The following is a 13,331-nucleotide window of genomic DNA, read 5'->3' as shown; positions in this document are numbered from 1 at the left end:
ATAATTGGAACGGCGATAAAGACCGGCACCTCGAACGTACAGAGTCTCAACATTCATGACTCGCTGAGAGGTGCCTTCATGACTCACCCCAAATTCCCGAGCGAAGAGCAGGGCGGGTACGACCCGATCCCGACGCATCCTGAACCGCTTAGCCCGCAGCACAATACAGTCAAGCCCGAAGAGCCGGATGGTGACGAATTGCCTGAGGATGAGAAGGGCAAGCCTTCGGAGCAGCGTGACAGGGCAAAACCGTAAGATCAAAAGATCGCAGCCTTCGGCAGCGCCTACATGGGATTGCGAATACCCGAGCTGCCGAAGGCTGCGATCTTTTGATTGTGATCTTTAGTGCAATGCCTTGGCCAACGGCAACCGCACCATGTGCTTCTCTGTAAGCGAACCGAAATACAGCCAGTCCCCATACTCGCGCACCGTGGTGATCGGCGAGTAATTGCCGCTGCCGGCGTCCTGCAGATTGGCAATCACCTTGCCGTCCAGATCCAGCCCCAGCGCGAACGCCCGTTTCTCCACCGGTTTGGGCAGCACGGTCAGCGCCCGCACGATCATTTTGCGTACGAACGGATGCTGTGCCGTGGCATCAAGCAGTTTGCTGCGCGGCGCATACAGTGCCACCCAGAAACGGTTGCTGCCGTTGAACGCCAGGTTGTCCGGTAACCCCGGCAAGTTGTCGATGAACACATCATGCGTCCCGGCTTTCGGCCCGGTCAGCCAATAACGGCTGATGCGATACGCACCGGTTTCATTGACCAGCACAAAGGAATCGTCCGGCCCGAGGGTGACGCCGTTGGCGAACTCCAGTTTGTCCAGCAGCAGGGCGGTCTTGCCGGTCTGGAAGTCATAGCGCAGCAAACGACCGTCGCCGCCGTGCTCGATGATCGCCTCGCCATCCTTGCCATAACCCCAACGACTCGACGCATCGCTGAAGTAGGCATAGTGCCCTGGCTTGTCGATCACCACGTCATCGGTAAAACCGAACGGCACGCCATTCGCCTCGGTGGTCAACGGAATGACCCGACCCTGTGCATCGAGAGACAGCAAACCCTTGACCCCGTCAGCGATCACCAGCAAACCGTTGGGATGCCGGGCCAACCCCAGAGGCCGGCCACCCGTATCGGTCAGCACGGTCCTGACGTTGCCGTCGAGGCTGCTGCGAATCACCCGACCGTCATGCAGGCCGGTGAGCAGCTCATCGTTTTCCAACAGCAGCGCCTCGGGCCCGTCGATGTCTGAAGAACCGATACGCTCCACGTCCTTGAGCCGTTGATTCTCGGCATACACGCCGCTGGTCAGGGATGGCGCCGATGGCGGTGTCCAGGCCACCGGTTGCGCCTTGTTCGGCATCAACAGCAAATAGGCAACAATGACGATGATCAGCAGCAACAGAACCCTGAAGACTGCTTTCACGCGCTTACTCCTGCGGGGGCCAGGTGCTTTTGCGCCATGTCGCGCAGCGCCAGCATCGACGCTGCCGATTCTTGATCGATACGCCGTTTGAGCAGCAGTTGATTGGCGATACGCATGCCCAAGCCGCTGAACTGATAATCCAGGGTACGAACAAACCGCGTGCCGTCACCCATGGCCTCGCACTCGTAAGTCACCACCAGCGACAAGCCATGATCGCCCCGGGCCTGGGCACTCCAGCGGCGCCCCGGCAGATACTCCTCGACCTTCCAGCGCAAGTGCCCGTCACGCCCGCCGGCGCGGATGTCCTCCTCGAACCGCGACCCGGCATGCAGCGGGCCCGTCTGGCCATCGACCTTGAGAGAAGACGGATGCCACTCCGGCCAACGGGTAACGGTGCTGGCGTAGGCGAGCACGGCAATTGGATTACCGGCAATCTCGATCTGATGTTGCATGCGGGTCATGGGCGTTCTCGTCGGGTGCGGGTTGGCGTGCTCCGGTTCCCAATAGAGGGTGCCGAACAGGTAATCCATCAGCGGAAACACGATATTGAAGTTGCGCTCCTGCATCAGCTCGCGGCGGTGATGCAGTTCATGCAGGCGGCGCATCTGGCGAATCCACGGCAAGCGTGTAATCGGGTTACGCGGCGGTAAATGCTCGCAGGCGTGAAACACTTCATACGTCAGATAGCCCAGGACCATGCAGCCGCCGAACAGCCCGGCGACGTTGGCGTTGAGCTGTGAAAACAGCCACCAGAGGGGCAGGGTGATCACCACCGTGTGCAGCACGATCAGCCAGGCCGGAAACAGAATCACCCGCCAGTCCCGGGCGCTGTCGTAGGTCATGTGGCCGGGGGCGAAAAAGCTGTGATGGTCACCGGCATGCCGGGCATAGAACATCCGCGCGAAGCTTTTTTTGTGATGCCCCAGATGCCGATGCACCATGTACACGCCGAAGTTGAAGAACAACAGCGTCAGCGGCACCGCCAGCCATTCCAGCGGCTGGACCTGCTGCACGGTGCGCCAGAACCCGCCGATGGCGACAATACCGAACAGCAGTACAAACGCGCCGTGCAGCCACGGGTTGTAGAGCCGATGAATGTCGGCACGGTAACGGGTGCGAAATGCCTGGGTGGTCTGCCTCACTGCGCTCACCTGTGATTATTGTTATCACAGCAGATTAGCCGATCCCGCCGATCAGGCTCGACGAAGCTTGAGGGCACAAATGCCATGCTCCGGTGAAAAAGCTGCCTCTCGATGCACTCAGCCCAACGGGTTCCAGCGTTGGGACCAGTCATCGTCGGTCTTGATCACTTCGCGCAGCAGGTCGAACGCCTGTTGCAGCGTCGCTGAATCCCGGTCACGGGAGTAAACCAGGTAGGTCGGGTAACTGAATTCCGGGGCCTTGGCCACGGCTTCCAGCACGCCGCTTTCCAGGTAGCTCTGGACCACCCGCGTGCGGAAATAACCACTGCCGCCGTGCTCCAGCAGGTACTGCAAGGCCAGCGGCCCGAGGTTGAAAGTCAGGGCGGCCTTGGCTTTTTCCGGCAGGGCGGCGTCGTGCTGGCGACGGAAGTCCGGGCCCCAGTCGATGTAAACGTATGGGTCGGGTTGGCCGGCCAGGCGCACGAGGATCAGTTTTTCTTCCAGCACCTGTTCCACTTGCAGGCGCGGCCAGTATTCCGGCTGGTAGACCAGCGCCGCGTCCAATACGCCCAGCTCCAGTTGGCGCAGCAGGTTTTCGCCGTCACGGATTTCCATGCGCAGGGCGTGGCTGGGGATCTTCTCCCGCAGCTCGGCGGCCCAACTGAGCATCAGCGGATTGCACAGACTGACTTCTCCGCCGATGTGCAACACGTCGCGATAGCCTTCGGGTAACGGCAGGTCGCGGCGGGCGGCTTCCCAGGTCTGCACCAATTGATTGGCGTAGACCACAAAGGCCTCGCCGTTCGGCGTCAGGCGCGCGCCGGCGCGGTTGCGCACGAACAAGGTGCTGCCCAATTGGCTTTCGAGTTTCTGCACCCGGGCGGTGATCGCGGTCTGGGTCACATGGAGTTTTTGCGCGGCGGCGGCGAGGCTGCCGTGGCGGACGATTTCCAGGAAGGTGCGGGCGAGATCGATGTCCATGGGGTGGCCGAAGAGTGAAGTGCCCGCATTGTAAGAGCCTCCTTGGTGTTCGCCTACCTTGATGGCTGCACTCGATCCTGTGGCGAGGGGGCTTGCCCCCGTTCGGCTGCGCAGCAGACGCAAAATAGCGGGCGCGCTGAAGATTTTGGGGCCGCTTCGCGACCCAACGGGGGCAAGCCCCCTCGCCACAGGTTCTGTGGTGCCCGCAATTTCTGAGGTGTGCAAAGTGTCAGAGTTTTCACATTCCCCCCAAGCCATGCGCACTACACTGCAACCGTCTCCCGCCTCAACGGACCACCCCATGCCGGCAAAACCCGCAGCGAATATCCTCGACACCCCTGAAGGCCAGCGCTTGGCCGGCAGCGAGGCCCAGGACTGGCGCGAGTGGGGGCCTTACTTGAGCGAACGGCAGTGGGGCACGGTACGTGAGGACTACAGCCGCGACGGCGATGCCTGGCGCTATTTCCCCCACGAACATGCGCGCAGCCGCGCCTATCGCTGGGGTGAGGATGGCCTCGCCGGGTTCAGCGACAAGGCTCAGCATTGGTGCCTGGGCCTGGGGTTGTGGAACGAGCGCGACCCGATTCTCAAGGAGCGTCTGTTCGGCCTGAACAACAGCGAAGGCAATCACGGCGAAGACGTCAAGGAACTGTATTTCTTCGTCGATGGCGTGCCGAGCCATGCCTATATGCGCATGCTCTACAAATACCCGCAGGCCGAGTTTCCTTACGCCGACCTGGTGGCCGAAAACGCCCGTCGGGGTCTGGCCGAGACCGAGTACGAAATCCTCGACACCGGTGTGTTCGATGACGGTCGCTATTTCGACGTGACCGTGGAATACGCCAAACACACCCCCGACGATATCTTCATGCGCGTCACCGTGCACAATCGCTCCGATCAACCCGCGCGCCTGCAAGTGTTGCCGCAGCTGTGGGCGCGCAACACCTGGAGCTGGGTCGCCGACGGGGAAAAACCGAGCCTGATTCTCGACGGCAATCAGCTCCTGGCCCATCATCCGCAATTGCCCGACCGACAAGCCACCGCGTGGGGTGAGGCCGATTGCGCCTGGCTGTTCTGCGAAAACCAAAGCAATTTTCCCAAGCTCGACGGTGTGCCGGCGCAAGGGCCGTTCAAGGACGGGATCAACGATTTTATCGTCGATGGCGTCGCCGACGCGGTGCGCCATGACCACGGAACCAAGGTCGCCGCGCATTTCGTGCTGACCTTCGAACCCGGCCAAAGCCGCAGCGTGTTCCTGCGCTTTGCCCCGGCAGGTTCGCCGCAGGTCAACGCCCGAACCTTGTTTGAACATCGGCGTGCCGAAGCCGATGGCTTCTACGCGGCATTGCAAGTCGGAATCAAAGACGCCGATGCACGCAATGTGCAGCGCCAGGCCCTGGCCGGTTTGCTCTGGTCAAAACAGCTCTACTATTTCGACGTCAATCAGTGGCTCGACGGCGATCCGACACAACCGGCGCCGCCGCCCGAGCGTACGCACATCCGCAACACTCATTGGCGGCACTTGTCGAATTTCGACATCGTCTCCATGCCCGATACCTGGGAATACCCGTGGTACGCCTCGTGGGACCTGGGCTTTCAAGCGGTGGCATTCGCGCTGATCGATCCGGGCTTCGCCAAGCATCAATTATTGCTGCTGGTCAAAGACCGCTTCATGCACCCCAACGGCCAGTTGCCGGCCTACGAATGGCGCTTCGACGATGCCAACCCGCCGGTGCATGCCTGGGCCTGCTGGCGGGTGTATCAGCAGGATAAAGCGCTGACCGGGGCAGGGGACATGGACTTCCTCGAACGGGTTTTCCACAAACTGCTGCTGAATTTTTCCTGGTGGGTCAACCGTAAGGACGCCGAGGGCCGCAATCTGTTTCAGGGCGGTTTTCTCGGGCTGGACAACATCGCTCTGTTCGACCGCTCGGCGATTTTGCCGCCCGGTTATCAACTCGATCAGGCCGACGGCACGGCGTGGGTCGCCGCCTATGCGCTGGACCTGATGCGCATCGCCCTGGAGCTGGCCAAGCGCAACAACGTGTACGTCGACATCGCGGTGAAGTTCTTCGAGCACTTCCTCTACATCGCCGGGGCGATCAATAAAATCGACTCCGACGCTGAAGGCTTGTGGGATGAGCAGGATCAGTTTTTCTACGACGTACTGCACCGCCCCGACGGTGTCAACGAACCGTTGCGCTTGCGCTCGATTGTCGGCCTGATGCCGCTGTTTGCCGTGCAGGTTTTAGAGCAGCACGAACACGAAGGCTTGCCCGGTTTGCGCGAGCGCTTGCTCGGGTTTATGCGCCATCGCCCGGACTTGGCCAGCCTGGTGTCGCGCTGGACCGAACCCGGTGAAGGCAATCGCATGTTGCTGGCGCTGTTGCGAGGCGAACGCACCAAGGACTTGCTCAAGCGCATGCTCGACGAGGGCGAGTTTCTGTCACCGTTTGGCATACGCTCCTTGTCCAAGTCCTTCGCCGGACAACCCTTCGGTATCCGCATCAACGGTGACAGCCTGTGCGCCCGTTACGAACCGGCGGAGTCCGAATCGCGGCTGTATGGCGGCAACTCCAACTGGCGCGGGCCGGTGTGGATGCCGATCAACTACATGCTGATCGAATCCTTGCGCGAGTTTCACCGTTACTACGATCAGAATTTCTCGGTGGAATACCCGACGGGCTCGGGGTTTCTGGCGTCGCTGGAAGAGGTCGCGGACAGCTTGAGCCAGCGGCTGACCAAGCTGTTTTTGCGGGATGAAGAGGGCAATCGGCCGTCGATGGCCGGCTATGCGCAGTTACAGGCTGACCCGGCGAGTCGCGATCTGGTGTTGTTCCATGAGTACTTTCATGGCGAGACCGGGCGCGGGTTGGGGGCCAGCCATCAGACCGGGTGGACGGCGTTGGTGGCGTTGCTTTTACAACCTTGAGACCGCGTTATCGTTCTTCGCGAGCAAGCCCGCTCCCACATTGGATCTGTGGCGTTCAAAAGTCCCCTGTGGGAGCGGGCTTGATCGCGAAGAGGCCCTCACAGGCGCCGAAAAATCAACCGGCTAATTCAACCTCACGCGCCCACGCCGCCACCAATCGCTGCGGCGTCCTACACGCCTTACGCTTGAACACAAAATTGCGGCATTTCTCGGCAAACTGCTTGCGGTTTTGCACCATGTCCAGATGCATCTCTTCCAACTCCGCATTCCGGCAATGCTGCATCAACTGAGTATCGCTGCGACCCTTGCGCTGACGAATCGCCGCATACGCCGGATCACTCAACGCACCATTGGCCCGCTGCAGCAACCACAGCCCAAACTCATCCGGACAACGCGGGCCGATTTCCTGGACCATGCCCATTTGCAACGCCTGGGTCGCGCTGACTGGCAGGCATTCCTCAGTGAGTTTTTCCGCCATGGCCTGGCCCACCGCACGGGGCAAGCTGTAGGTCCAGTATTCGGAGCCATACAGGCCCATGGTTTTGTAGTGCGGGTTGAGGACGACTTCGGCGCGAGCGAAGACGATGTCGGCGGCCAACGCCAGCATCACGCCGCCGGCCCCGGCACTGCCGGTCAAGCCGCTGATCACCAGTTGCCGGGCGGTGAGCAGTTCCTCGCACACATCATCGATCGCCTGAATATTCGCCCAGGCTTCCAGCCCCGGCACCTCTGCGGCCTGAATCACATTCAGGTGCACGCCATTGGAAAAACTGCCGTGTCCACCCTTGATCAGCAACACCTTCGTGTCTCGGGCCTTGGCCCAGCGCAGAGCGTCCACCAACCGCTGGCATTGCTCGGTGCTCATGGCGCCGTTGTAGAACTCGAACGTCAGTTCACCGACCTGCCCGGATTCGCGATAACTGATCGGTTGATAGGCTTCGGTATTGAACGGGTTGGACGCTATTGACCAGTTCAGGGTCGGCACTTCGCTCAACTGTTGTGGGAGCACATGCCGGGCCGGGCGCTTGAAGGTTTCTTCGCCGGGCAACGGTTTGCGCCGCAACGAACCGATCCACACGCTGTGATCACCGGTCGCCACCAACACCGCGTCGTCGTGCATGGCCAGAATCTCCCCCGGCGTACCGCTGCGTGAGTCCAGATGGGCGTCATACAGGTAGTACTGACTGCCCGCCAGACTGGCCAACACACCGGGCTGACCGTCGGCTGCATCGATGCTGCGTTTGATAAAGCGCGAGCAATCGTGCCAGCTGAAAGACCGGTCTGCCTGTTTCATGTTCGGCTGCAAACGGCCCAGTACCTGAGATTGGCTGTAATCCAGCGGCACCGGCACGAAACCGTCGATGAATTTTTCCACCACGTCGCGAATGCAACGGATCGCCGCGTCGCTGACCCGTCCGTTATACAGCTCGGATTTGCGCAGGCCCCGTGGCAGGTTGAATTCGCAGGTGGCCCAGACCGGCCCGGCGTCCATTTCTTCAACCGCTTGCAGAGCGGTGACGCCCCAGCGCTCCAGTTCATGGGTGATGGCCCAGTCCAGCGCGCTGGCGCCACGATCACCGACGATGCCCGGATGGATGATCACCACAGGGCGCCGGGCATTGCTCCATAACTGTTGCGGCACCCGGTCCTTGAGGAATGGGCAGATCACCAGGTCGGCGCCTGAATGTTCGATCTGTTCACACACTGCATCTTCGTCTGTAAACAGCACCACGCTGGGAGAATGACCGGCCTGACGCAATTCCAGCCAGGCCCGTTGGGTCAGGCCGTTGAAGGCCGATGCCAGCAAAATGATCTTCAGTGAACGCATGATTGCCTCTTCCTTGAGAATGTTCAGCCGCGGCTCCCTATGAGCCGTCCCTGGCTTTCGATGGAAGCGCGATAGTAGAGAGTGCGGCAGTGGCGACCACTGACCGGGATCAACCTTGTGTGACTACTGCTTATTCCTGCTGGTTAGCAGATCCTGATTTTTTATTACTTCAAATGTATCAAGCCCTGTTGCACAGTCGCACCCCTAATCCAGAGCCGGACGATCCCGGCAGAACCAGTGATTTTCGAAGCGGGTCGGACCCGTTTCATGAGGGAGCAAGGCATGGGTGGAAATCAGAACCCTCACTACCCGTTGATCGGGAAGATGTTCCAAAAGGATTATCAGTGGCTGTGCACCACCGTCAGCCGCACGCTCGGGTGCTATCACAGCGCCCAGGACATTGCCTCGGAAACCTTCTTGCGAGTGCTGGCGTTGCCCGATCCACTGGCGATTCGCGAGCCCCGGGCGTTGCTCACCACCATCGCCAGGCGCCTGGTGTATGAAGGCTGGCGTCGGCAGGATCTGGAGCGCGCCTACCTCGAAAGTCTGGCCCTCGCGCCAGCGTTGGTGCATCCGTCACCAGAGGAACGAGTGCTGGTGATCGAGGCGCTGCTGGCGGTGGATCGCTTGCTCAGTGGTTTGTCGGCCAAGGCCAAAGCAGCGTTTCTCTATCATCAACTCGATGGCCTGACCTACAGCCAGATCGGCGAACGCCTTGGTGTGTCCACCAGTCGCGTGCAGCAATACATGGCGGACGCGTTCAAGCGCTGCTATCAAGCGATGGCCCAGGCATGAGCTTGCCCAGGCCGGATGAGGCGGTGGTCGATGAAGCCGCGCAGTGGATGGCGTTGCTGCAATCGGGGGATGTCAGCGCGCAGGAGCACGAGGCGTTTGAGGCTTGGCGTAGCGCCGATCCACGGCACCGCTTGGTGATCGAGCAAATGAGCGGCGGGCTGAACGTGCTGCGCAGCAATGCCTTGCGCGGCGTGCCTAGCCAGAGCTTGTTGCACAGCTTGAATGCGCCTTCGAGTCGGCGGCGGTTTGTTACCGGCAGTTTGAGTGTGGTGGGATTGGCGGTGGTTGCCGGGTTGTTGGGGCGCCGTTATGGGTTGCTGCCGCAGGCCGGTGAGCTGTACACCGGCACCGGCGAGCGCCGGGACTTTACCCTTGAGGATGGCAGTGCCCTGACTCTTAACGCCCGCAGTCGGGTGATCAGCCGGTTTGATACCAGTCAGCGCTTGCTCCAATTGCGCGATGGCGAGTTGTTGGTGGACGTGGCCAAGGACCCGACGCGGCCGTTTGTGGTGGAGACCGAACACGGTCGCCTGCGTGCCTTGGGCACCAGGTTTCTGGTGCAGCGTGGGGATGATTCGACGCGGTTGGTGATGTTGCACTCGCAGGTCGAAGTGGTGACGCGCAGTGGCGCGCGGCAAGTGGTCGAGGCCGGTGAGAGCCTGCGTTTCGATGAGCAAAATATTCTGGCTCTGGAGCGCACGAATGGCCATGAACTGGCCTGGACATCTGGGCGACTGGAAGTTCGCGACCGGCCGTTGAGCGAAGTGATCGACAGTTTGCGCGGTTACCGCCGAGGGATTGTGCGCGTCAGTCCGGATGTCGCGGGGTTGCGCTTGAGCGGGATTTATCCGCTGGACGACAGCGACCGCACCTTGCAGTTGCTGGAGCATTCGTTGCCGATTCGGGTGACGTACCACAGCGCTTATTGGGTCAGCATCGAACACCTGTAGGAGCTGCCAAGTGAAACGAGGCTGCGATCTTTTGATCTTGATTTGCAGCGAATTTTAATTCGCAGAAGATCAAAGCTCGCAGCCTCGTTTCTCTCGACAGCTCTTACGGGCCCGGTCTTTTGATCCTGGTTATAGACCCATAACTTCTTGGCCTATCTGCCGGCCTATAAAAAACCGTGTGCCGCTGCTCATTCCCTGCATACGTCTTCAACAGGGAAGCTCTTCGATGTTTTCACTCAAACAACAACTACCGCGCCTGACCCTGGCCGCCGCGCTGGCAGTCGGCATCTGCCCGTCGCTGACCTTGGCGCAGCAACCCGCCAGCCCGGTGTTCACTTTCGACATCGCCACCGGCCCGCTGGACGAAGTGCTGCTGGACATCTCACGGCAGACCGGTGTGCCGATTTCCTTCAGTCAGAACCTGGTGCAAGGCAAGCGCAGCGCGGCGATTCGCGGTGCGCTCGGCAGCCAGCAAGCCGTGGAAAAGGCCTTGCAGGGCAGTGGTCTGGAAGTCGATCACAGCGAGCAAGGCTTGACCGTGCACCAAGCCGCTGCTGCGGCGAAAGTCACGGCGGCGGCGCCGGCCAGCAACGCCGATTACCGCATGGAAAAAGTGACCGTTACCGGTTCGCGCATAGCCCGCGCACAGACCGATGGCGCCACGCCGGTGAACGTGATCACCCACGAAGAAATGGAAGCCGGAGGCTATAAAAACGTCTACGACGCCTTGGCCACCCAGACGCAAAACACCGGTATGACCCAGGGCGAAGACTACGGCAACACCTGGCAGCCGGCGGCCAGTGCGCTCAACCTGCGCGGGCTCGGGCCCAATCACACACTGGTACTGATCAACGGCCGACGCGTCGCCGATTACCCAACGCCGTATGACGGCAAGGTCAACTTCACCAACCTGGCGAACATCCCGTCGGCGATCATCGAGCGCATCGAGATTCTCAGCAGCGGCGCTTCGGCGATCTACGGTTCCGACGCGATTGCCGGGGTGGTCAACATTATCCTCAAGAAGCAAATGAACGGCATCGACGTCAACCTCAAGGGCGGCACCACTGAGCGCGGCGGTGGCGACAATCAGCGACTGCAACTCAGTGGCGGCGGCAGTTGGGGGGACTTCGACGGTTTGTTCGGCCTGGAGCTGACCAATCGCGACCCGATCTGGTCCGAGGATCGCGGCTTTATGCAGAGCAGCCCGTTGGCGGACGTGGGTTATCGGCGCGATTTGAACAGTGGTAAATACCTGGGACCTGGGTGCGGCGCCTACCAAGGCGTGTTCGACAATAAACTCACGAACAACGGTGGCCGCTGCCGCACTGATCAGGTCTACAACGATTACTGGACGATCCAGACGCAAAAGGAAAACTACGACGGCTACACCCGTGGCACCTGGCATTTCAACGACAGCGGCCAGGTGTTCGCCGACCTGATGTACGGTCTCGATCACATCCAGAACAACACCCGAGGACCGACCTTCACCTCGCCGGATTTCATCAACCAGAACAGCGGCAATCTCGAACGTTGGTACCGGCGATTCGGTGAAGAAGAAATCGGTGGGCGCACCACCAATAACAGCAAATGGCGCGATACGTCGTGGACCGGAACGCTGGGGCTGTCGGACAAGATTGCCGACACAAACTGGAGCTATGAATTGGCGGCCAACCGCTCCGAATACCGCAGCGTGCGCACCACCCGCTATACGCCGCTGTCGACCATCCGCGATTTCTACCTCGGGCCGCAACTGGGCGAGCAGGGCGGTTACCCGTTGTTCGCCCCGAATGCCTCGCGCCTCGACCGGCCGCTGACGCCACAAGAGTGGGAGCAGTTTCGCAGCAACCTGACCCAAAGCAGCAAGTCGGTATCCCAGAGCTACAACGCCTCGATCAATGGCGAGTTGTTCGACTTGCCTGCAGGCCCGGTGGGTTTTGCGGGCGTGCTGGAGGCGGGCAAGCAGGAATATCACGTCGATACCGATGACGGTTTGAACGACGGGACCTTCTACGGTGTCTCGCCGTCCCAGAGTTCCGGCGGCTCTCGCAAGCGTTATGCGGCGGGTGGCGAGTTCAGTATTCCGCTCACCGACAGTCTGCTGGCCACTGCCGCCGGACGTTGGGACCAATACAAATTCAGCGGCCGCACCGAGCAGCAGAAAACCTACAACCTGGGCCTGGAATGGCGTCCGCTCAACAGCCTGTTGGTGCGCGGCAGCTACGGCACCAGTTTCCGTGCGCCGGACCTCAACTACATCTATCAGTCCGACAGCAACGGTTACTACCCGGCGCAGATTGACTACTACGGTTGCAGCCAGGGCGTGGAGGGCGCGTGTGATCGCGGTCGGGTCGACTACACCCAAAGCGGCTCGACGGACCTCAAGTCTGAGCGGGGCAAATCCTGGACCTATGGCTTCGTCTGGTCGCCGTCGCACAACTTCGATTTCTCCACCGATTTCTGGCGGGTCGAGATCGATGACCTGCTGACCACCGTCGATGAAAATCGCCTGCTGCAAGACGAAAACGCCTGTCGCAATGGCACCCAGGACATCAACTCCGCCGGTTGCCAGGCGACATTGGCGCGGATTGACCGCAACCCGGCAAACGCGGCGATTGATCCGAATCAGTTGAACAAAGTGCAGGTAAACGCGATCAACGCCGCCAGCGAGCGGGTCAGCGGACTGGATTTCAAGAGCAACATTCGCTGGGGCGCGGGGCAGTACGGGGCTTTCAGTTCGGCGCTGGGCTACACCCTGGTGCTGTCGCACTTCTACAAGGAATCCGCCGACGCGCCGACCCAGGACTGGCGCACCTCCCGCACGAATTTCGACTGGCGCAGCAAGGTCAACGCCAGCCTGACCTGGGAATATCAAAAGGCGACGGCGACGTTGATGGGCATCCGCTACGGCAGCGTCACCAATGGTGCCGGGGATGGGAGGTTGTCACCGTGGACGGTGTTCAATGCCAGCGCGCGCTACAAGCTCAACGACCGGGCGAGTGTCGGGTTGACGGTAAACAACGTGCTGAACCAGATCAAACACGACGACTCGGCGGGCTGGCCGTATTACCCGACAGGCAACTACGACCCTTATGGACGGCAATGGTGGCTGGATGTGAGTTATCACTTTGGCAGTTGATCACTTGTAGGAGCGAGCCTGCTCGCGAAGGGGCCTGTCATTCGACATCGCTGTCGCCTGGCACACCGCATTCGCGAGCAAGCTCGCTCCCACAGGTTTTGTGTCTTTGCGCTGATCGCGTGAAAGTCGGCATAAGGTCATCACT

Annotated in this window: 9 protein-coding genes; 5 read left to right on the top strand and 4 right to left on the bottom strand. The window is 60.7% G+C overall.

Annotated features, from left to right (window positions below; all coding sequences use genetic code 11):
- Positions 1-78: 78 nt before the first annotated feature.
- Positions 79-255: a hypothetical protein gene (locus ACWIKB_RS24380; protein WP_475269933.1), complete on the top strand. Its 177-nt coding sequence runs from the start codon at positions 79-81 to the stop codon at positions 253-255.
- A gap of 87 nt (positions 256-342) precedes the next feature.
- Here the strand turns inward: ACWIKB_RS24380 and ACWIKB_RS24375 are convergent, their stop codons facing one another.
- From ACWIKB_RS24375 to ACWIKB_RS24365, 3 genes are all read right to left on the bottom strand, one after another.
- Entirely contained in the window at positions 343-1,359 is a 1,017-nt protein-coding gene (locus ACWIKB_RS24375) for an SMP-30/gluconolactonase/LRE family protein (protein WP_475270114.1), read from the bottom strand.
- 59 nt (positions 1,360-1,418) lie between these two features.
- Complete coding sequence (locus tag ACWIKB_RS24370) at positions 1,419-2,564, bottom strand: sterol desaturase/SRPBCC family protein (RefSeq protein WP_475269931.1); 1,146 nt, start codon at positions 2,562-2,564, stop codon at positions 1,419-1,421.
- Between the two features lie 117 nt (positions 2,565-2,681).
- Positions 2,682-3,545 carry a LysR family transcriptional regulator gene (locus tag ACWIKB_RS24365; protein WP_475269929.1) on the bottom strand — a complete coding sequence of 288 codons (864 nt, stop codon included), beginning with the start codon at positions 3,543-3,545 and terminating at the stop codon, positions 2,682-2,684.
- Between the two features lie 301 nt (positions 3,546-3,846).
- Here ACWIKB_RS24365 and ACWIKB_RS24360 point away from each other — a divergent pair, with 301 nt between their 5' ends.
- Positions 3,847-6,477, top strand: a complete 2,631-nt coding sequence (locus ACWIKB_RS24360; RefSeq protein ID WP_475269927.1) for an MGH1-like glycoside hydrolase domain-containing protein — start codon at positions 3,847-3,849, stop codon at positions 6,475-6,477.
- A gap of 115 nt (positions 6,478-6,592) precedes the next feature.
- Here ACWIKB_RS24360 and ACWIKB_RS24355 read toward each other — a convergent pair whose 3' ends face one another.
- A complete protein-coding gene (locus ACWIKB_RS24355) occupies positions 6,593-8,305 on the bottom strand; it encodes a hydrogenase maturation protein (protein WP_475269925.1) in 1,713 nt (570 codons plus the stop codon).
- Between the two features lie 282 nt (positions 8,306-8,587).
- Between ACWIKB_RS24355 and ACWIKB_RS24350 the strand changes: the two genes are divergently transcribed.
- The 3 genes from ACWIKB_RS24350 to ACWIKB_RS24340 all read left to right on the top strand — a co-directional run bounded on the left by ACWIKB_RS24350 (position 8,588) and on the right by ACWIKB_RS24340 (position 13,186).
- A complete protein-coding gene (locus ACWIKB_RS24350) occupies positions 8,588-9,100 on the top strand; it encodes a sigma-70 family RNA polymerase sigma factor (RefSeq protein WP_475269923.1) in 513 nt (170 codons plus the stop codon).
- On the top strand, positions 9,097-10,050 hold the full coding sequence (locus ACWIKB_RS24345; RefSeq protein ID WP_475269921.1) for a FecR domain-containing protein: 954 nt from the start codon (positions 9,097-9,099) through the stop codon (positions 10,048-10,050). Before ACWIKB_RS24350 ends, ACWIKB_RS24345 begins: the two co-directional genes overlap by 4 nt.
- Before the next feature lie 226 nt (positions 10,051-10,276).
- Positions 10,277-13,186 carry a TonB-dependent receptor domain-containing protein gene (locus ACWIKB_RS24340; RefSeq protein WP_475269919.1) on the top strand — a complete coding sequence of 970 codons (2,910 nt, stop codon included), beginning with the start codon at positions 10,277-10,279 and terminating at the stop codon, positions 13,184-13,186.
- The last annotated feature ends 145 nt before the right edge of the window (positions 13,187-13,331 follow it).

Source organism: Pseudomonas sp. 5Vm1k, from assembly GCF_056161485.1.
Note: the sequence above shows the minus strand (reverse complement) of the source record. Positions and strands in the feature narration are given on the sequence as shown.

What these genes read in the sequence shown, in the direction of transcription:
- ACWIKB_RS24380 (WP_475269933.1), top strand. Translation starts at nt 79, where the DNA reads ATGACTCACCCCAAATTCCCGAGCGAAGAGCAGGGCGGGTACGACCCG.
- ACWIKB_RS24375 (WP_475270114.1), bottom strand. Translation starts at nt 1,359, where the DNA reads ATGCCGAACAAGGCGCAACCGGTGGCCTGGACACCGCCATCGGCGCCA.
- ACWIKB_RS24365 (WP_475269929.1), bottom strand. Translation starts at nt 3,545, where the DNA reads ATGGACATCGATCTCGCCCGCACCTTCCTGGAAATCGTCCGCCACGGC.
- ACWIKB_RS24360 (WP_475269927.1), top strand. Translation starts at nt 3,847, where the DNA reads ATGCCGGCAAAACCCGCAGCGAATATCCTCGACACCCCTGAAGGCCAG.
- ACWIKB_RS24355 (WP_475269925.1), bottom strand. Translation starts at nt 8,305, where the DNA reads ATGCGTTCACTGAAGATCATTTTGCTGGCATCGGCCTTCAACGGCCTG.
- ACWIKB_RS24350 (WP_475269923.1), top strand. Translation starts at nt 8,588, where the DNA reads ATGGGTGGAAATCAGAACCCTCACTACCCGTTGATCGGGAAGATGTTC.
- ACWIKB_RS24345 (WP_475269921.1), top strand. Translation starts at nt 9,097, where the DNA reads ATGAGCTTGCCCAGGCCGGATGAGGCGGTGGTCGATGAAGCCGCGCAG.
- ACWIKB_RS24340 (WP_475269919.1), top strand. Translation starts at nt 10,277, where the DNA reads ATGTTTTCACTCAAACAACAACTACCGCGCCTGACCCTGGCCGCCGCG.